This window comes from Brevibacterium sp. FME17 (genome assembly GCF_014897515.1).
Lineage (GTDB): Bacteria > Actinomycetota > Actinomycetes > Actinomycetales > Brevibacteriaceae > Brevibacterium.
This window is the reverse complement of the sequence record NZ_JABUYD010000023.1, coordinates 28,084-48,003: the sequence shown is the minus strand read 5'-3', so window position 1 is coordinate 48,003 and position 19,920 is coordinate 28,084. Positions and strand designations below refer to the sequence as shown.

Annotated in this window: 18 protein-coding genes; 1 reads left to right on the top strand and 17 read right to left on the bottom strand. The window is 59.0% G+C overall.

From position 1 onward, the window contains the following. Positions 1 to 155: 155 nt before the first annotated feature. The 4 genes from INT40_RS16950 to INT40_RS16935 form a co-directional block, all read right to left on the bottom strand. Positions 156 to 3,461 (bottom strand): hypothetical protein, encoded by a 3,306-nt coding sequence (locus INT40_RS16950; RefSeq protein ID WP_193072874.1) that lies wholly within the window; start codon positions 3,459 to 3,461, stop codon positions 156 to 158. A 3-nt stretch (positions 3,462 to 3,464) separates the two neighbouring features. Then, entirely contained in the window at positions 3,465 to 4,319 is an 855-nt protein-coding gene (locus tag INT40_RS16945; protein WP_193072876.1) for a hypothetical protein, read from the bottom strand. Between the two features lie 75 nt (positions 4,320 to 4,394). Further along, positions 4,395 to 4,742 (bottom strand): hypothetical protein, encoded by a 348-nt coding sequence (locus INT40_RS16940; RefSeq protein ID WP_143924337.1) that lies wholly within the window; start codon positions 4,740 to 4,742, stop codon positions 4,395 to 4,397. Positions 4,743 to 4,832: 90 nt separating this feature from the next. After that, positions 4,833 to 5,933: a hypothetical protein gene (locus tag INT40_RS16935; RefSeq protein WP_193096555.1), complete on the bottom strand. Its 1,101-nt coding sequence runs from the start codon at positions 5,931 to 5,933 to the stop codon at positions 4,833 to 4,835. Positions 5,934 to 6,205: 272 nt separating this feature from the next. On the opposite strand from INT40_RS16935, the gene INT40_RS16930 reads away from it, so the two are divergent. After that, entirely contained in the window at positions 6,206 to 7,843 is a 1,638-nt protein-coding gene (locus tag INT40_RS16930) for a glycoside hydrolase domain-containing protein (protein ID WP_193072880.1), read from the top strand. Between the two features lie 6 nt (positions 7,844 to 7,849). On the opposite strand, the gene INT40_RS16925 is transcribed toward INT40_RS16930, so the two are convergent. The 13 genes from INT40_RS16925 to INT40_RS16865 form a co-directional block, all read right to left on the bottom strand. After that, the gene (locus tag INT40_RS16925; protein ID WP_193072882.1) at positions 7,850 to 8,299 is read right to left on the bottom strand and encodes a hypothetical protein; all 450 of its coding nucleotides are present in this window, start codon (positions 8,297 to 8,299) and stop codon (positions 7,850 to 7,852) included. 368 nt (positions 8,300 to 8,667) lie between these two features. Then, positions 8,668 to 9,291 carry a hypothetical protein gene (locus INT40_RS16920; RefSeq protein ID WP_193072884.1) on the bottom strand — a complete coding sequence of 208 codons (624 nt, stop codon included), beginning with the start codon at positions 9,289 to 9,291 and terminating at the stop codon, positions 8,668 to 8,670. Beyond that, entirely contained in the window at positions 9,288 to 9,959 is a 672-nt protein-coding gene (locus tag INT40_RS16915; protein WP_193072886.1) for a hypothetical protein, read from the bottom strand. Before INT40_RS16915 ends, INT40_RS16920 begins: the two co-directional genes overlap by 4 nt. Beyond that, positions 9,934 to 13,368, bottom strand: a complete 3,435-nt coding sequence (locus INT40_RS21260; RefSeq protein WP_193072888.1) for a M23 family metallopeptidase — start codon at positions 13,366 to 13,368, stop codon at positions 9,934 to 9,936. The genes INT40_RS16915 and INT40_RS21260 overlap by 26 nt, the downstream gene beginning before the upstream one ends. Before the next feature lie 45 nt (positions 13,369 to 13,413). Continuing rightward, positions 13,414 to 13,896 (bottom strand): HNH endonuclease, encoded by a 483-nt coding sequence (locus INT40_RS16905; RefSeq protein ID WP_226831578.1) that lies wholly within the window; start codon positions 13,894 to 13,896, stop codon positions 13,414 to 13,416. Beyond that, entirely contained in the window at positions 13,896 to 14,345 is a 450-nt protein-coding gene (locus INT40_RS16900; protein WP_193072891.1) for a hypothetical protein, read from the bottom strand. Before INT40_RS16900 ends, INT40_RS16905 begins: the two co-directional genes overlap by 1 nt. A 3-nt stretch (positions 14,346 to 14,348) precedes the next feature. After that, the gene (locus INT40_RS16895) at positions 14,349 to 15,413 is read right to left on the bottom strand and encodes a hypothetical protein (RefSeq protein WP_193072894.1); all 1,065 of its coding nucleotides are present in this window, start codon (positions 15,411 to 15,413) and stop codon (positions 14,349 to 14,351) included. Further along, complete coding sequence (locus tag INT40_RS16890; RefSeq protein ID WP_193072897.1) at positions 15,400 to 15,990, bottom strand: hypothetical protein; 591 nt, start codon at positions 15,988 to 15,990, stop codon at positions 15,400 to 15,402. The genes INT40_RS16895 and INT40_RS16890 overlap by 14 nt, the downstream gene beginning before the upstream one ends. Next, positions 15,987 to 16,367, bottom strand: a complete 381-nt coding sequence (locus INT40_RS16885) for a hypothetical protein (RefSeq protein WP_193072900.1) — start codon at positions 16,365 to 16,367, stop codon at positions 15,987 to 15,989. Before INT40_RS16885 ends, INT40_RS16890 begins: the two co-directional genes overlap by 4 nt. 5 nt (positions 16,368 to 16,372) lie before the next feature. Then, positions 16,373 to 16,666, bottom strand: coding sequence for a hypothetical protein (locus INT40_RS16880; protein ID WP_193072903.1), 294 nt, complete (start codon positions 16,664 to 16,666; stop codon positions 16,373 to 16,375). 145 nt (positions 16,667 to 16,811) lie between these two features. Beyond that, positions 16,812 to 17,219 carry a hypothetical protein gene (locus INT40_RS16875; RefSeq protein WP_193072906.1) on the bottom strand — a complete coding sequence of 136 codons (408 nt, stop codon included), beginning with the start codon at positions 17,217 to 17,219 and terminating at the stop codon, positions 16,812 to 16,814. A gap of 14 nt (positions 17,220 to 17,233) precedes the next feature. Then, complete coding sequence (locus tag INT40_RS16870; RefSeq protein ID WP_193072909.1) at positions 17,234 to 18,232, bottom strand: hypothetical protein; 999 nt, start codon at positions 18,230 to 18,232, stop codon at positions 17,234 to 17,236. Positions 18,233 to 18,594: 362 nt separating this feature from the next. Further along, a complete protein-coding gene (locus INT40_RS16865; RefSeq protein WP_193072911.1) occupies positions 18,595 to 19,782 on the bottom strand; it encodes a hypothetical protein in 1,188 nt (395 codons plus the stop codon). Between the last annotated feature and the right edge of the window lie 138 nt (positions 19,783 to 19,920).

Sequence of the window (19,920 nt, the reverse complement as noted above, 5' to 3'; positions counted from 1 at the left end):
TGACCTGCGCATATGTGCGACAACGACGATTCGCCGCACCCATGCGTGCCGGGTGCGGCGAATCCTGATATTGGTGGCAACTGTGCCATGACGAATGCCAAGATGATTCCTCCCATGTAATCTCTTGATTTCGCCAATTTATCACGGCTTTGGGTTCAAATCTTCGGTGGCATATCTCCTACATCTGGTGTCATTGATGAACGGGCGGGACGACCCACGACCGGAGATTCCGGCTTGAAAGGTTCCCGCCGCGGCTCTGCCGGCCGAGGTGGCTGGGGTGTTGGAATCGGCTCAGCTCGCGGTTCCGGCTGGGGTTCAGGGACCGGCTGCGAATCCGGCTGGGGTTCAGGGACCGGCTGCGAATCCGGCTGGATCGGTTGCGGCTGGGCCACCGGCTGTTGGGGCTGGACCGGCTGAGTTGGGCCAGCGGGCGGACCGTTGACGTTTGGGGCTCCACCCGACATTGCCTCACCGGTCGTTGGAATGTCCGCATATGGATCGTCGAAGTACTTACCTTCCTGTGCATCGATGAACTGGTCTTCGGCGAACTGGTCTGGACGAGTGTTCTCCGACGCCCGCGGATCCATCTGGTGATCGCGATTTCCGCCCGCGTTAACCTCGTTGATGTTGACCGGTCCAGGCATATCACTATTGATGACCCCAGCTGAGGCCTGCTGGGCCATGCTGGCCATAGTCATGCCGGCATCAGCTTTAGCCGCCGACGCCTGCTGCCCGGCGATTGCGGCACTGCCTGCGGTGTTCATCAAATGCGACTTCATTTCCTTGTGAGAGTCGACAGCGGCTCGACGATCTCGGCGAATGGCCTGACCTTCTTTGAACTTTTGCAGTCCTGAAGACTCGCGGGCCTTCAGCGCGTCCTTGGCATCGGACTTCGCTCCGGCGATGCCTCTGCTGGCATCCTCCTTGGCGTAGTTCTTGAGCATAGTCTCGCGTTGCTTGGCATCCTTTCGCTCGAACTGCCGGGCACGTTTGGTTTCCTGACGCATCGCCTTGTTGTTTGCATTAGCCTCCTTGCGAGCCGTCTCGTCGCCCTCTCGCTTGGACTTGGCCTCACCAAATGACATCGGAGTACGTGGAGGCAGCAGAGTGTCATCGATGCTCGCATTCGCGGCATCGTTGGGCCCGCGAGTCCCATCTGCTCCGGCGCCAAGACCACGAGCACCAGCGCCGGCCACTGCGGGGGTCTTCGGGCCCGACAGACCCTTGGGATCCATTCCATCTTCGCCATCGAGACCGCGGTTGCTGTTGGGAATGTCGCCAGAGCCCTTGTCACCACCCGACCCCAGTCCGGAAAGCGGGTTGCGACCACCAGGGCCGCCCTTCCCACCTCCTTCGCCGCCACCGGTCAAGGCATTCGCTCCCTCTCCGAAGGCTTCGCCGGTTGGCTTGCCACCTGCCCACGCCATCGCGCCAGACGGCGTGAACGGAGACGGTTTCTTGAACCACTTCTTGAACATGATGTGCAAGACCACAATGGCTAGGATCGGAGCAAAACCGGTCCACAGCATCGCCGCCAAAGATCCGCGTCCCAAAAGCTCGAGTCCGCCTGCCGTGAGTACCGAGGCAATCATGGTCACCACAATGAAGATCAGCGAGGCGAAGACAGACACAATCGTGGCCCCGACGAACGTCAACGCGGTCTCTTTGACTGCCGAAGCAATCGCAAACGGCAGGACATCCTTGATGATGGCTGCAATCAAGGCAATGAGTGCGACGACGAGCATAACCTTTGCCCCGAGGATGAGGACCGAGATGAGTCCGAATGCGAACATGGTCAAGGTCGCTGCCAGCAGGTAGAAGAGCGTCATGGTCTGGAATCCACCGCGGTCATAACCCATAAAGCGCTGGACGAAGCTGTTCACACCAGGGTCGGCGCCGAACTGTTCTGAGATACTTTTTTGACCTTCGGTGGAAGGTGTAATCGCTTCCGGTAGCGATTTGTCACTCGCAGCCTTGTTATACCAGTCGTCACAATTAATGTGCTTTGCGTCCTTACCCAGAGCCCGCTTCCATGCAGCACTGAGTGACCAGTTGTCATCCTCGTCGAGGGTGCACGCAGCCCACATGAACTGGCTTGTCGAGCGCTCCTGCGGGTCGGGGTAGCTCCCCCACGGCGACAAGCTGGTGGGCTTTAGATCGTGGTCTTCCAGCGGGGCGAGGTATCGCTCATTGGCTGGAATATTCCCGAGGTCGTCGAGGAGTCGGCAGTAGGTTCGAGACTCGTACGTGTCCATGTCTGTACCGTATTGCGAGGTCATCCACGCCATGAGACCCGTGTTTTCCCACATCGCCGAGATCGTCTGAGCCGTCGAGGCGTTGCCACCGGCCTTCTTGGCATAGTGCTTGTAGGCATCCTGCATGGACTGTCGCTGGGCCCAGCACGAGTTGACCTTCTCGTGGTAACCGTCCTCGGAGTTGGGATGGAAGGGTTCGAGCGTCTCTGTGACCAATCCTTGCACTGGGTCAGCCAGCGTCTCGACGGATGTGGTCAGGGTCTTGCCCACCCACCACGGGGAGCCGGTGCCAGGTTTCGCGTCATTCGTCTTCCCATCCTTGACTGTGTCTTGAGCTCCGGAGGTGAGGACGACGAAGACGACGACGAGGATGAGGGGCTTGAGCAGGAGGGAAAACAAGCTCACACCCGCCCCACCGCGCCGGTAGTAGCGCCAGGCGGCGATGACGATGGCGGCAACGACGGTGAGGCCGACGAAGCCGTTGAGGAGCATTTCTCCGATCTTGGCGAACGACAGGTCGACGTAGTATCCGGCAACGTCGAGGAAATCGAAGTCTGAGGCGGTGCGGGCCAACGTGGTCGTCATCGAGAATTCGCCGTTGCCCACAGCCATCACACCGCCGTTGATGATGGCGTGCGAGTTTGCTTGGGCGTTCGACATCTGGTTGCCGGCAACGTTGTTGAAGATGGTCGTGGTGGCGTTGTCCCAGCGGTAGAGAGGCAAGAGACGTGAGCTCCACGTCTGGGAGCCCAGCTTTTCCTTGTTGGACGTGTCTGAGAAGAACTGGTGCCATGGTTCGGTCCACGATTTCTTACCGACAGTCTTCACACACCCTGGATCATCGACAATGCCTTCTTTGTGATCCTTGAGGTCGGGCTCAGCGAAGCAGTTCTCGTACCAGCCTCCCTTTGTCGGGTCATCTTTGTCATCACCGGCTGCCAGGATGAAGTCGCTGGAGGCCTGAATCGAGGTCCGGTGGCCCGAGGTGTCAGCGAGGTCTCCTCCGATCCAGTCTTCAGGTGTATCAGCCGAGGGTGCGGCACCGATGATGAATGAGAGCAGAACGGCCCCGAGCAGTGACCACTGGAGAGCACGAAGGAGCCGGTCTCTGAAATCAAAGCCGGATGCTTTTGAAGCTGCGGTGGAACGCGCGGCCTTTGCCTTCGGTGCTGGTAGATCCAGCGTGGTGCGGGGAACGAACGCCATAACTTACAGGAACCCTTCAAGAGCGTCGTCGACACGTCCGAGATCGGTTGTGCCTGGGGGAGTGGCGGGTGCCGAGGTTGAGGTCTTCTTGGCCTTCCCGCGCTTCTTCCGTGGCGGGGGATCGGGTGTCTCCGTGTCGGCCGACAGCTCCGGCAACGGGCCGTCGAGCTCGAGCCCATCGAAGCCGGGGTCACTGACTTCAGAGACTGTGAGGTGGCCGGCGACCGCGGCCATTTCGACCTCGTCGGCGTTGGGGGCATGAGGGTTTCGTCGCCCGAACTTGCGAGGCTTGGCAGGAGGAGTCGCCTTGAAGTGGGGCAATTCGGTGCTGCGCCGAGTGATGGACTGAGCATCCTCGTCGCCGACAAGATCAGAGAAGATGTCGTGGACCTCATCGATGTCTCCCGAACCGAGCCCAGGCATAGATGAGGCCTTGTTCATCTCCCGGTTGCCTACATCAGTAACGACAGTCGAACGGTAGATGACGCCGGGGGAGTAGGCGGCGACGGGGATGCGCTTTCCGCACAGGATGAACTCGTTCTCAATGGCTGTCACTGAGTCGTAGACCGTCTTGTACAACCGCTGCTTCAATCCGGTGCGGGACCGCCACTCGACCATGACGATGATGGAGACGATGACGAAGGCAAATGCGCCAAACGCGTATACCCCGAGGAGGGGGGCAGTGATCGCCATGGCAATGATGCCGGGGAAGAAGCCAGCGACGGCCAGGTAGACGTAGCGGCGAGGTACTTCTGTTCCCCACATGACCGTTGTTCGCCCAGTCTGTGCTTCCTTGCCCGTGAGGTCGGTGAGAGTGAAGATGATCGGATACGTCTTCTTCTCATCTGTACTGGCCATCAGCAATCACCTCCATTTTCTCCTCGTCAGCCCTTGCCCACATGGGCAAGGGCTTGCCTGGTCCTGCCTGCGCGGTCAGAAGATCTTTTCGAACAGGCGGATACCGACATTGCCGACGAGGTCAGCCACACCCAGAGCAAGTGGAAGGATCACCGACGGTGCGGCCATGAGGGTGCCGACGACGAGTGCGCCGATGAGGAACTTCGTCCGGCCCTGATGAGCGTTTCCACCGCCACCACCGCCACCATCACCGCGGCGCTTGGCCCAGATGAAGCCGACAATGGCTGCGATGACGATGATGGTGCCGAAGATGCCAAGCAGCTTGGTGACATCAGAGTCTCCGGAGATGGCTGACCAGATGGTGTCCCAGTTGCCTCGGAGGTTGAGTTCTGCTGCCATGATGACGGGTTCTGAGGGGGTCACTGTTCTTTCCTAACTTTCGCGTACGAGGACCAGGCTTTGATGCCTCTACTACTGTCTATGCGCCGATTTTCGTCGCAGTCTCGATACTGCCTAGAACCACGCGAACGAGGGCTGAGGATCTTGGGCCTGCGCATCGTGAGTTGACGCCTTCGGCTTGGCTTTCACACCTTCGTCTTTGTTGTTCGTGGCCGTGTCAGAGACAGCTGCGCTGCCTGTCCACAAATCCCAGGCGTACTCGCCGTCACCGGTTGAAAGAGCATCGACGATCGCATCCTTCTGGTCGACTGACAGGGTGTTGCGGCCTGACCAGGGAGTGAAGAGCGCCTGGGTGCCATCAGTGGAATAGCCGTTGTTGTGGTCCTGCATCGCCTCGTGGATTCCCTGGGACTCGAGAACTTTACGAGCAGCGTTGCGGCGGTGGGACTTCACCGAGTTGGGAACGACTGCCGGCGCCCCGTGGTGGGCAAGAATTGCAGTGGAAGCTTTACGGCGCAGACCGTAGGCGTTGTGCATCCCTCGTTCCTCAGCCTCGCTCAGCAATGCCTCAGATCCTGCGACCTCCGGTGCCTCACTGGTGAAGTAGGCCTCTTCGGCTGAGTCCACGTTCGCGGAATTGAGCTCGGCGACCAGGGTGATGTCATCTGTGGCTGAGACTGTCATCTTCGACCGCGCCAGGCGGTCCTTACTGGGGCGATCATGCTTGTCTTTCGAGGCCCGGACCTCTTCGGTAATGCGATCGACTTCTGACGGGCGAAGACTGCGGCCCAAGTTCTGAGACATTGCCGCTGACCTGGCGTCGATCTCCGAACGGGTCTTGATCGTGCGGTAGTCAGACCCGTTGCGGAAAGCCTCGGCAAAACAGTTCTTCACCAGCTTCGTCACATACGCCTTTGGATTCTTCGCACGCTTGCCATCAGCAATGGATTCCATGACCTTGACGTAGGAGTTCTGCATCATCTCCTCGCGCGTGTAGTCCGGGTTCGACGAAGAGGCGCCGTAGCGGTTCCAGAGGTAGTTGACCGGCTTCTCAACATGGGAGAGGTGATCGTTGGTCAGAGGCTGGCCAGCATCACCGTCGTCATCGGTGTCGACAATGAGATCGGAGACATCAGGACGTGACCGGGCCGATTGCGCGAACTGGCCGCCTTCGGGGATACCAGCCTGGACACGGTTGGTTGTGAAAGTGCTCATGCCCGGTATACGTGCGGCAAAATGACAATCCGTCACAGGACGCCGGTAGCTTCGCGTCAGAATTGGCCCTGATGCCGGGGTCAGGGCGGCTATACACGGTGGTGAGCCTGCTGTCGGAGATGTCCTTCATCCGAGGTCTTGACTCAAATCAAAGGCGCTGAAATGGTGTCTAAAACCGAACATAGGCTTATACATTCGAATTTCACGCGCCAGATTCCAGGCCAAGGGGGTTCGTCTAGTCACAAGCTCAAATTGAGAGGAACGTGATCGTCATGGCTGATGGGCGCGACGACGTACAAGAGATTCAAGCTTGGTTGAACAGCGTTTTTGGTTCGAACTCAGAGTGGGAGAGCCTCGACGAGGATGGAATCGCTGGGTGGGGGACTATCCGAGGCATCATTCGTGGCTTGCAACTGGAGCTCGGATTCTCCGGCACTGACGTTGATGGCGTCTTCGGCAATGACCTCAAGGCTGCCGTGCCCGACCTCACGCCACCGACCAGTGAAGACCAGACATTCATTTCCATCGCGCAGTCAGCACTGCGGGTGAAAGGCTACAACGCTCCGGCTGTTGGGACGGGAGAGTTCGGCCACTTCTCCGACCTCACTGTAGAGGCGCTGCGGACGATGTGCGATGACGCAAATTATCACGCAACTGAAAACGACTACGGCAACCCAGTGATCACCGACGAAATCTGGAAGGGGCTGTGCAGTCAGGACGCGTACGTCCTCGTCTCAGGTGGGGACACCGAAATTCGGACCATCCAGAGGCGCCTAAACGGACCCGGATATCAGCCGCAGCTCGGACTCGCGCCAGCCGACGGTATTGTCACGCCACAGATGACGCGAGCATTGATCAGCGCCGTACAGCTCATTTCAGGCATCAAGAATCCAGACGGGTATTGGGGCGACAACACTCAGGCTGAGATCCCGTCTGTCATGACAGAGCAGGACGATTCTTCAGGCGTTTGGGCTGATGTCTTGACTTATGGCCTTTACTTGAACGGATTCGATTTCGTGAATGTGCAGTCTCCAAACTGGATCGATTTGGAGAGGACCCTGTATCAGTTCGCGAGCTTTATGCGCCTCAACGTTATTGGGGAAGGAGTGGCGACGGAAGACATGATCACGGCTCTTTTCATTAGCCACGGAAATCAGTCGCGCGGCTTCGACGACATCATCGCCGAGCCTGGAGAGCACGTGATGGGAATCGATCTTGCGACTCGGTTGGAAGACAAGACCGACACGTTCTCGAATGACGATGCGGCGCTGAGTTCGATGCACATCTCGTTCGTTGGCCGGTATATGCAAAACGCTCCGGACCCGGTGCTCGATAAGGAGATGACTCTCGAGGAGATCGACCAGCTTCTTGAGATGACCGTTGAGGACCCCGACACCGGCATGATCATCGGCTTCGGTATCGCTCCAATATGGCAAACCTCAGCCAATGGCCCCGACTATTTCATTCCGGGGAGAGGGACCACAGACGCACAACTGGCTCACACTAGGGCTGACGCACTCGGGATGCCGGGCGACGTGACCATCTTCTATGCAGTTGATTTCGACGCTTTCGGATCCACGATTGCGGATCTCATCGTGCCGTACTTCGAGGAGCTCAATGCTGAATCAACAGCTCTGGGCAGTAACCCGGTAGGTGTTTATGGTCCCAGAGCTGTGTGCAACGAACTTCACGACAAAGGCTTGGCCTCGGCGAGCTTCGTCGGCAACCTGTCGTACGGATGGACTGGAAATCTCGGACAGCCAATGCCAGATAACTGGGCAATCGACCAGTTCAATGAGATCGACGTCATGCTGGTCGACGACGATGACGGTACAAGCGAAACAGTCGGCGCCGACCAACTCATCCGCAATCCTGCCAACGGGAAACTGTGGACTCGTATGTCTAGGTAGTCGTGCCTAGCGGTTCTGATAGTAGAACTTGAGGTCATCGAAAGCGGGGGCTCTCTTTGGCGTGCCAGGGTCCCCGCTTTCGACTTTCTGCTGACGCTTTACGTACCGGTCGGGCATCCCTTCGATACGGGCTTGTCGGATGGTGAGGCTCACTTTTCCGAATTCAGGTTCGCGATAGAACTCTTCGTCGGACGTAATCTCCCACACTGACGCCTCCTGATTGTTGCCGGCGTCGCGATTGCCGATGAATCGCACAGTGGTGTCGAGTGCGTCCTCACAAACAGTGTGTGCTCCATCTCGGTGGATGGGTTGGAATGCAAACCTTGTCAGGTCGTCGGCTTTCAATGGGAGGCTTGAACTCTTCAGCGCGACAAGGATCAGGCGGTTCGGGTCGAATTCGTGCGAGTAGTTGTCCCATCCGTCCGAGCGAGTGTCGTCATACGACACCTCATCCATATTTGGAGACCCGGCGAATACAGGGGAGATGTTGACATTGACGCTGCTGCTGTCAGTCCAGACGGGCTCTCTCAGGCCGTCGCCTGACTGAGAGCACGCATTCTTAGGAGTCCGTGACGCTGGCGTGTCTTTGGAGGACTTCGAGTAGGTCCGCTCCTCACTCGATTCTTCTCCTTTGACGGGAGGCCCGTTGGGTTCCGGGGTGCACCCAGCCAAGAGGGTTGATACACATGCGAGTGCGGTGAAACTTAGTGCCATTGCTCTGTACTGCATAATGAGTCCACTGTACTCATTTTGTCGTGGGCGAGGGCCTGGTGGGCGACCGGTGCCGGTTCGGCAGTGCGATGACGCGTTGTGAGCCAAGAACGTCAGTGATCATGGCCTTGATCAAAGAAGCCCTTCTGGGCCTCTTCGCTCGTGCCCTCACCGTCGACCAGCCATTTGTCACCAGACTTGACCACGGTGACGACTGAGAAGTCGCCTGTGAGGAAGCGGCCGCCATCGGACTCGTTGACCAGCTGATATTGGACATAGACCCGGTAGGTCTTCGCATCGTCCTTCTGGACGTAAGTGTTATCGAACTCCGGGAACTCGCTCATATGGCGACGTTCCATTTCGCTGACCATCGTCCCACCATCATCGGGATCGACACCTTTGGTGCGGGAGTCATAGAACTTCGAAGTCGAGAACTCTTTGATGGCATCCACCCACGGATTCGGAGAATCGTCTTCGTATGACAGGCTCACGTAGGCGCGAGTGAAGTCTTTGGCGACCTCTTGAACCGCGTCTTCTTCAGCACTGGCCGGATCCTGAGTCTCCTCGGGTGCCGGTGTCGCCTCCTCTTCGACGTCGCCTTCAGAGATTGGAGTGGGAGCCGGGCCGGCATCGTCTTCGTCGGCCTCGGGGCCTGAGAAAACGAGGAAGGCAGCAACGATGATTGCGATGATAGCCGCTGGAATGCCGATGACGATGAGGCTTGTCTTGAGGTTCATAGCTGTCCTTGTCCATCGGTGTTGTCATAAGCGTCAAAGTGGTCGACTTTCCACGGCTGCTTGTCCTTGCCGCGGCTGATGGCCAGGTCGAGCATGAACGTAACCTCGGTCGTCTCTGAGCCCTCGATTTCAAGGGTGAGATCGAAGGTCGGCATCTTGAGGTTCTTCGCCGCGCCTTCACCGAGCTCCCCACCATCACCGACGGCGGTTGCTTCGATGCCGGTCACTTGCCCCTCATGACCGATGACTTCGTCCCAGTCAAAGCTCTCAGGCACTGTGGGAACGACGGCGCCCATGGATGAGAACTGGCCCTTGAGGTCACCAGTCATGAGCTGCGTGCAATTGCCCACAGCATCGGAGACCGAATGCTGCTTCGCCCCATTGAAGGTGTAGAGGCAGCCGATCGCCTGCTCGGCGGCCTTGGTCTCATCTGTGCTGAGCTTCTTGACCACGGCGGGCGTAATCGAAACCGGTGTCTCCTCTTCTGTCTCACCAGTGGGTTCTTCGTTTCCAGGTTGGGCCTGCGTGGCCTGTTCCGGTGCGCCGGGGTCTCGTGAGAGTGTGTCGTCATCGCCGGACTGGCATCCGGCCAGTGCCAACGTCAGTCCCATGAGACTCGCAGCGGCTGTCAGAGGTAGGCGCTTAGTGCTTGAGTGAGAAGTGAACATGGTCCTTATGATTCTGTGTTGGCGATCCGCGGTCTTCCATCTGTTTCCAGTCATCAGGGGCCTTGCCCGGATACCAGATCTTCTGATCCCAGATGACGTACTTCATGTTCAGCTCCTTGGCGTTTTGTTGCAGATACTTCGCCACTCGGTCGCCGAGCTCGGCGTCATTCTTGCCGGAGTCGTTGATCATGATGTCAAGGGCGTTGCCGGTGTAGTGGTCGGATTTGTTGCCGATCCACGATGATTTGCGCACACCGCCGAAGGACTTCAGTTCCTTTTCGTCGAACTCACCACAGATGGCTCGTGCGAGACGGATAATGCCGGGCTGGGCGCCTTCGATCTGTTTCTCAATTCGTGGGCACTCCTCATTGCTGAGATCCCCGCTCGTGGCCTTATCGCCAGGCTCTTTGCCCGCTGTCTCGCAGGCGGCGTTGTCAGCGCCTCCATTGTCGGGCTTGGGCTTGTTCCCGCCGACCTTGGCACCGTTGGAGTTGAGGAACTCGTCAGCATCGGCAGTGTTGTGCTCTCGACCTGGGCCTGTGAACTCACTGGTGCGCAACTCCAAATGCAGGTGCGGGCCAGTGCCGATGCCGGTGTTGCCGGAGACTCCGATGATGTCGCCAGCCTGAACCTTGTCACCGACTTTGACGTTCTGCTTGTCCTGGTGGGCATAGGCGTAGCCAAGGGTTTCGCCCTTCCACGTTCCCTTCACGATCGTGTAGTTGCCGTAGCCGTTCATCCACCCGGAGAAGGTCACTGTGCCATCGAACATGGCCGGCAGGTCGGTGCCGATGGGCATTCCGTAGTCGGTGCCTGCGTGGAACTTGCCCCAGCGGGCCTTGCGGTCAGAGGTTTTGGGGTGCTTGCCCTGAGGCTTGACCAGCTTGCCCGAGGACTCGCCGCCGTCGCTGCCCGAGTCATCACCGGAATCTCCTGGCTCATCGGCGACAGTGTCAGCGTTGCCTCCGTCGGACTTCCCACCGGGCTCGCCACCGCCGTATTCCTTGAATTTCTTGCGGAACTCAGAGAGATAGCTCATCGTTACTGCGGGCAGATCGGGGTATTTCTGCAGATTGCCCTCACCGGAGTTGTGGGCAATCATCAACGCTTCGAGCTCTGTGAGGTCTTTCGTGTAAGCGGCGCCCGGATTGGCTTTGCGCATACCGCGGACTGTGGCCAATCGCTTGTCGAAATACTTCGCCCCGTATTCGGAGTGGATGAGGGGTTCTTTGACGTCCCAGGTGCCGTTGTTGTTCTTGTCGGTGGAGAATCCGCCCCCGTAGATTTCCGTCCAGATGGCCTCATTGATCTGGAAGAGACCCCATGTGCCGCCGTTGCTGTCGCTGGCGAAGATGTCGGGACGGAAGTCGGTTTCGCGGTCCATGATGTAGGCGAAGAATGCGGCAGGGATCTTCGCCTTCGAGGATGCGGCTGCCTTCTCGATCCACGGGATTGCCTTCTTCGGCACACCCTTGCCATCAAATGATCCACCGTCACCGGAGCCCGACCCGCCTCCTGGAGGCTCGCAGTCGACGCCGAACCACCAGTTCTGGGCATTCTTGACCAAGGTCTCGGCAGTGTCCTCGATGCCAGTCAGCGGCAGCTTCTTCACCGCGTTGGTGTAGACATCGACCATTGAAGCGTTCTCATCTCGGGCGGTGTCAGGAATGTAGCCTTTGCCCTTGCCATCGCGGTGTGCGCCGTGGGACAAGGTAGCGATGAGTCCCGGCTTCTTGGTGTTCTGCTTGATCTCTTTGGCTACGACCTCGGCCATGAACGTTTCGAAGGCAGCATCGTTGACGAGATCGCCTTTATCGGCGCCGAGGGATTCGACCTTCTCCAGATCAACGTCGTAACTCAGCGTTCCAGTGATCTCATCATCGCTCTTGGCTGCGACGGGGACTGCAAGGGGAGCCGATGTCGGTGATTGACTCAGAGTCGTTGCAGCAATATTTGTGGGATCAAAGCTTTGAGGCTCGACAGTCTTGGTGTCCTCATCGCCGGAATCGTCGCTGTCGTCAGAGCCGTCGTCATCGCCGCTGGGCACATCAGCAGTTTCTGGCTTGGCCCAGTACTTGTCGATGATCGACATGCCCAGCGAGAATTCAATATCCTGGCCCTTGCCGTCGAACATGTGCACGGCTTTGTTGCCCACACTTCTGGCGTGGTCGTGGATGGATTCCGTGACAGTAGTCGATGTCTCGTCGACCTTGTCCTTGATCTTGCCTTTGACCCATTTGCCGCCCTTGTAGGCGAAGACGCCTGTGTCTTTGACCTGCTCGACACCGGCTCCAGCAGCGTCACCAGAGATGGCCCGTTGGTAGTTCTCATATGTGCCGAAGGCGAATTCGCCCAGGGTTGAATCACCGATCGACTTCAGTGACGTTGTGAGCATGGTCAGAGCCATGAAACCGGCGATGAGTGCCAGAGCACCTGCACCGGCGAGGCCGAAGATCCCGACCTTGAGGGTGTTCTTAAACGTCCGGGTCTTGAAAACGCCTTTGAGCGCACCGACGCTGGCTTTGACGCCGATGGTCGTCAGCTCGCCCTTACCGGTCTTGGCGCCGTCGTAGGCTCCGCGCGCAGTTTCTTTGGCGACCGTGGAGATATCAGACTTAGCTGCCTTGCCTGCCGATGTCTTCGGGTTCCACTTCGTCATCCCGGTGGCTGAAGCCATGCGGCCAGCAGGTCCGCCCAAACCCTTTGCGGGGTCGTCTAGGGCCTGATCGATGGCGGTATCGGCAGTGCCGATGACATGAGCATCGACGGACTTCTCGCCTTTGCCAAGTGGATTGGTGGCACCTGAGCGATCCGGCGACTTGTCAGCGGGGGAGGAATCGGGTCCAGGCGAGCTCGTTGATGGCTTGGCATCGGGGGTCGAGGAGTTGGTCTTCTTCGGGCTCAGACCATCGGGCGTCGAGGGGGTCTTGCCCTCTCCCGATTTGGCGTCGGCGGAGGCGAGATCGCTGATGGCACCGGTGCCTGTGGCAAGTCCTTCACCAATGCTGTCGGTGACCTTGTCGATACCAGTGGCGTCTGGATCCTTCGTATTGAGTTTGCCGCCCGTGGCCTGAGCCTGATCGATGTTGTCTGCTAAGTCGTTGAGGCTTCGAGTCTTGTCCTCGCTGGACGGCAGAGGAGAGGATTCCGCGGCACCGGCAGCTTTTCGTAAGCCATCGGTTGTCTTCTGCGAATCGTAGGCAGGGCGGGCTGGGGTCGAGGGAGCAGAACCCTCTGGGCCGGTTGATTCCTGCCGATTCGCAGCCTCTTCGTCGAGAGCAGCCTGCTTGCGCTTGGCGCGTTCGGAGTCAGTGGGCGCAAACAGGCGACCGCTATCGCCCGAGCCGCTTGAAGTCGGCCCAAGCGCGGGTGTTGGCGGCCCATTCGTCGTCTTGTCGTCGTTGGTCAAAATTCCCCCTCAACCTTGTCTATGCGCCGAAAATCGTTGCAGTGCTCAAACCCCCTGATATCGCTGGCCCGGCCGGATCGGGATGCCGTCGGGGAAGTAGCGGCGTCGACGCATGGCAATAAGGAAAGTCGTGAGACGGGTGGGCACATGGTTGGACTTGGCGAGATTGCATTTGGCGCACGCGGCGACATAGTTGTCCATCGTCGTTGCCCCACCGCGTGACCAGGGGAAGAAGTGGTCACCGTGTTCGGCTCGGCGCCGGCACCGTTTAAGGCCGAAGAATTTCGGCATCTCGCACCGGTTCTCGGCCCGGACCATTCCCTCTCGGCGTTGGTCGGAAGTGAAGAGCCGGGTGGGGTCAGTCGTCGACGTTCGCCGTGCCATCGTTCGGGCAAAGATGATCACGGCGAGAACGGCCACCAGGAGGAGTGTTGCCATCGTGTGTGCTGACAACCAGGTCATCGCCGTTCCAATGACGTCGATGAGGCTACCGGCTCGGTCGATGAGAGCATCGATGTCGAGATCCATTACTCGTCCTCAGTGGGGTGGTCTGCCAGCCACTTCTTTACGTTGGGCAGTGACCTCAGTCGGGACAAGACGTTCTTTTGGTCGTCGGGAATGGGAACCCAGAAGTCGTCGTCGTCTTCGCGCTCATCGATGATGTCCAAGGGCGATGAGTCGATAATCTCGATGGCGAATCCTCCGATCGATGTTGCCTCGAGCGCGATGTCGGTGTGCATACCAGTTCCGAGGAGTCGGAGCCCTGTCGTGTGATCGGCCAGACGGAACCAGTGAACAATTCCGAGGCACCTTGTCGCCATGCATTCACAGGGCAGATGGGCTGCCAGATATGGCGCTCCGGTTTCGGGGTCGTGGGCGACGATGGAAAGTCGTGGGCTTGCCCCAACGGTGTTGCTCTGTCCGATGTAGAGCATGATCTCGCCGTCTTCGGAGGTGATCTGTTCGAAGTCGTTCATTTTTCATTCCTCTTCGCTGGTATCGGTTTTGGTCTCTGCCCAGGCCGGATCACTGGGATCGCCGAGGTCTTCGTAGGCGTGGATGATGTCGAGGAGGACGCGAAGGAACCCGACATACTCTGTCCGAATCTCGGTGAACAGGTCGGTCAGGTCTGGCATGATCTCGTTGATGAACCCGTCATGGGTGCCGGAGAAGTTCTCGACCTTCGCCCGATGCTCGCTCAGCACGTCGACCATCGTGGTGTAGCCCTCTGGCAGGTTGAAGTCGGAGGCATCGACACTGCGATACATCACCTCGGCCATCTTCAGCAGTGACGTCACCTCAGTACGCAACGGGGTGAGCGAGTCCCCGTTGTGGGCCGGGTCTTTGTAGCGGACGGGGTCTGAGAACACATCGAGGATGGTCAGTGAGTCCTCGGCCACCCTGTAGTAGGAAGCACCCAACAGAGGTTCGCGGATCTCGGTCGTCGTTAGCAGCGCCCAGTCCTGGGCTTCGGGGTAGGCGAAGTACGGGCTGAGGTCGATGGAGTCGAGCACTGGATCTGCCTCACCTGCCAGCCAGGCAGCAACTCGCGAGTGCGTGCGTTCATCGGTTGAATCGAGTCCGTAGAGTCCGAGCACATCGAGCCAGCCACCGGTTGCTGTGTCATATATGCCCGCTGCCGAGAGTTCGAGGAAGATGCGCACCATCGCCGATTCGCTGTCTTCGATGGCATCGACGTAACCGTTGTCATTTTCTGAGAACCGGGGTTTGGTGAGTTCCGTCGGCAACCACATGATCGGATGCCACATGAACGAGGCGTTGATGTGTCTGAACCGTTTGCGGATGTCATAGTCATCGCCGGGGTGAATGAGGTGGGGATGGAAGAAGGGCAGAGGCAGCTTCGACATCGGCGAAGTCATCAGCTCTTCGTGATCGATGCCCGAGGCCTCGTGGAAGGCCATGTAGAGCTTCGATGTCGTCACCGGGTCACGGGGGAGGAGTGCCCAATCGTCGGCACGCAGAAGGAATTGCCTGCGTGGGGCATCGGCCGACAGGTCTTGGCGGGTGGCGCTATACAAATTCAAGGGTGTCTCCTTTTGCGTGTGTGGGCATCGGCAGGGTGTGGGACTCAGTCAGGGCCCGATACGAGGCCTCGAAGGCTTCGAATGTGCCCACGATCGTCACCGGGTCGCTGGTCAGCGTTGCCCACCGGTTTCGGCGGGGGTGGGTTCGGTAACCGTGTGGTCCGACGTCGTCGGCAATCCAGGCCTTGAGTTTCGAGATGGTTCCGAAGTCGGCGACAGGATCGACACCAGGTATGACCAAGGCCATGTCAGGGGTGTAGGAAGCAAGGACTCGCACACTGTCTTTGCGAGCTCCTTCGATGATCGACATCCCGACGCCGTAGTCCTTGAAACCATTGGCAGCCTGCGCGGCGGCTCCATAGGCGGCCTGCCTCACGGCACCACCGAGGTTGGAGGCCTTGAAGTACTTGACTTGGACGGCGAATCCGTCGAGGACGAAGAGGTCACCGCGATCATGGGGTTGGCCAGCATTCTTCCCGCGTTGCGCACCGGGAACGAGGTGATCGGCAAGCCGGGCCTCGAAGAGAGCGAGGACTTCACGCTCGCCGCGGTCGCCCTTGTTCTTGGAGGAGTTCATGACGATACGTGTTCCTTTCGGACTGGTTGATTGGGGTCAAGGCCGTCTGTGGCTACGTGGTCGCACCAGGCGGGAAGGCTGCGTTCTTCGACGTCGAGTCCTGCCCGAATGGCGGCCTTGATACCCAGGCTCATGCCGGGTGTGATCCCGCGATCGACGTAGACGGCAACACCTTGAGCTCCGGCCATCCATTCGAGATTCGCCTCGATGCCCACTCCGCGCTCGTATTCCTTGGAATCGTCGAGGACACCTGGCTGGGTATAGAGCATGTGGGAGGCGAACGGCGCCTCTCCGCGCATGAGCGAGTCGCGCATCGCCGCCCTGGCGTAGGCCAAGTTCGTCGGGGTATCACCAGCGAACGGAGATTCGAGGACCATCCGCCTCACCGCCTGGCCCCGGCGACGTCAGCGGATGGTTCATCAGAGTTCGAGGCCCGTAGTACCGCAAGGGCGTTGTCTTGGTGCCCGGCATCGATGCTCTCCGATAGTGAGTCCAGTAGGTTCATCGACGACTTGTGCGAATCTGCCAGGGCTTTGATGACGGGGAAGACTGGCCCGTTCGTTGCACGCCAGTTGGTTACGGCATCGTTGGCAGCGTAGGAGGTGGTCATGAGGTTGAGCAGATCGCCGGCATCGACGGTGATCTTCGTGGAGGTATTGGTGGGGTTCGTTGTCATACTCCATACAGAGGACGCCTATGCCCGTGGCTACTCAAAACGACAACTAATGCAAGCAGAATCGGATATCAGCTTGAATGTTCGAATGTATGGAGGGAATAAAAATCCGGCCTCCTGGAAGAAGGCCGGATTGGTGTGAGTGAGGTCAGGATCGGCGGGCGGTGATGAGCTCTCGGCGCAGTCTCTCGCGCGGACCAGTCATGACTCTCACGCTTGACCGGGCGCTACAGTGTTCAACGGCTGCCGATGTCTCGGGGGAGTACTCTCGACCCAGTGACGGCGATGGTGTCGGGGCGAACGGGGCGGGCATGTTCCTGATCGTCACGACCTCGGATTGGCCTGAGCGGGTGAGGATCTGTGAGACCGAATATGACGGACCGATCGGCAGGCGTCCAGCAGCAAGTCCGGCGTCGAGAAAATCACGCGTCGGTCCATCATCAGGGCCGAAGTCTTCTTCGCCGTCCAGGCTGAAACCACTGACGTTGGGGCGTGTTTTGGCAGTCTCGGCGTACTGACCACCATCGGGGACTCCTGAGCCAATTCGATTCTGCACATTTCCATTGTGCCTTATCTGCCTGCCTTGGTCGGGCGATTCGCCGCTTGACGCTCCTTTTCGCGTTGCCGGAATCGGGCATCGTCCTCGTCTTCGATCCGTGAGAAGGCGTAGAAATTCGTCTCGAAGTAGTCGGTCATGGAGTCTGACTCGTCCATTCGATACGAGTTGGAGATCCGGTCGATGCGGTCCTTCAGTTCGGCTGCTTCCGGGCGGTGGCGCCTGCCAAGATAGGCCGGTTCCATGTCGTCGGCGGGTGCATAGATCTGGTCGTTGGTGAGACCTTGGACCTCAATGCTCATGGCCGATGCGCTGGACTTACGCACACTGTAGGTGAGGTCGTTGGGCAGGTATCCAGTCGTCTTGGCGTCTTTGATGTCGGCCCGGATAGCCTTGGCCGCCTCAGTCGTCGACATGCCCTGCTCGTATCGGCTCCCATACATCGCGGGAGACTGATACCCGTACCGGTTGTCGGAGACCCTGACTCCACCCGGATTGAAAGGTCGCCGAGAGACATTGAGAATGCCCATTGCAGTGTCATTGTCTTCAACGGCCTGAGCAATGATCTCCTCGTCCTCGCCTGGCTCGCCATTGTCGCCGGCCTCCAGGTAGCGATTCAGGACCTCCTGGCGATCCTGGTCAGTAAGGCTCGGGAGCCGGGACTTCAGATGCTGAGCCGCTGACTGCCTGTCTTCACCGCTGTCAGAGGCCCACCGGGCGTCGAAGAAGGCGTTGCGGGTGCGCGGATGGACGAATCCGGGCAAGTCGATGGCACTGGGATTGTCGGGGTGTTTGCCGGGCAAGACGGTGCCAGCCATTGACTCCGAGTCGCTGGCGATATGGCGGGCTGGTGGCTCGGGCTCCTCGAAGTCATCGATCGTGAGCTCGGGTGGGTCGTCGGTAAAGGAATCATAGAATCCGCCGAGGCCATCAATGCTGGGTCGAGCCTTCGTTGACTCGGCGAACTGGCCGCCTTCGGGGATACCGGACTGGACGCGGTTGAGATTGCTCATACCCTCACTACGTGCGGCAACGTGAAGATACACCACCGCCCACCTCGTGCGGCGTGCCGGGCACACAAGGTGGGGGGTGATGGGAGAGGCGGACGGCCAAGGGTAGGAGAACACTGGATTGGCCGCCCGTACCAGCTATAGAGAACGCTGCCAGTCGTGGTTGCGCATAAATTGGAAGAAGGACAGCCCGCGCTCCTTGCTTTCGAAACGCGAACCATCCTTCACCGACTACTGATATGGGCCTGTGGCATGGCTCACGCTCGGGTGGTTTGCGGGCCAGACGGAGAGGAAGGGCGACCCGTGCATGGGAGTACACGCGCCGCCCTTCAAATCTCATTGTCGTGGGGTTCTCTGGTGGCTCGTTAGTCCTTCTTACTCCGACGAAGCGTCAACAAAATAGTCATCGTGCCACCAACGACGAGAACTAGTCCGGCGATGAGCCCGGTGAGACTGGCACCAGTGAAAGGCAGCGTGGAAGTCGCTGACTTGTCTGTCTCATCGTCGCCCCTTGTATCGGCCGAAGTGCTATCAACTGATGTGTTTGAACCATCACTGGATGAGCTCGAGGTGCTGGCACCGTCTGACGTCGCCGAGGCAATTGCGCCCGCTGAGCCAGAATCTTCGTCTGTGGTCTCATCCGGTCTGGGATCACTGTCGCCTTCGTCGCTGTCATCCTCGCCGGGGGCTGGAGGCTCGCCTCCATCTGATGATGAGTCTGCATCGGCCCCCGTCTCATCAGTCCCGTCCTTTCCTGATGCATCGTCATTGGCGCCAGAGGCATCATCTGAAGCGTCGGTGGTTGCTGCTGAATCCTTCTCCGCACCTTGATCGCCGTCGTCACCCCCAGCGTCGGCTGAGTCGTCTTGATCGGCGTTGCTGCTGGGGTCTTCGACCTCGGTGACAGTGAATGTGCCGGTGGCTGAGCCGTCGCCGCACGTAGCTCGAACACTGTATTTGCCGACGTAGAGGTTGGGGTCCTCGGATTCGAGTGCGAAGATGCTGACCGCACCGGTGCCCTGGTCGTCGATCGCGACATCGGTTTCAAAGGCTTTGACGTCGAGATCGTCGGCTGGACTGACGATAATGTGGGCCCCTTTCTCCGGTGCGCAACCGGAGATTGTCATGACCGGCGCCAAGTCCTCGTCAGTGAAGTCCGTTGCCGAGACTGTGGCTGGCTCGATATCGAGACCAACGGCGATGTCGGCCTCAGTGACAGTGAACGTTCCTGTTTGGGAAGTATCCCCACACGCTGCTGTGACGGTGTAGTCGCCGACGAACGCAGAAAGTTCGTTCTCACCCTGACTGGCGGAGATTTTCAGTGCGGCGTTGCCGATGTCGTTGGTTGGCACTGTCTCCTCCAGCAGCGGGACCTTCGGATCTTCAGCGCGGGCGATTGTGAAAGTGACATCGGCTTTTGGTTCGCAGCCTGTCAGCTTCATGGACACTCCCTCGGCGGAGTTGGTGAAGTCTTCGGGGCTCAGTGATTGAGGGCTGATCTCAAGAGCCTGGTCGGCTTGTGCTTGCGCCAACTGTGCAGGTGCAGCAGGCACGTGTGCCGTATCTGCTGCATGGGCAGGAACTTGGGTTAGGACTGACATACCAAGGATCGCGGCAGCCGAAATTGTGACCACAGATAGGCGGGTAGTCTGGGCGCGGGGTTGGACGACATGGGGCATGGGACTCCTCGT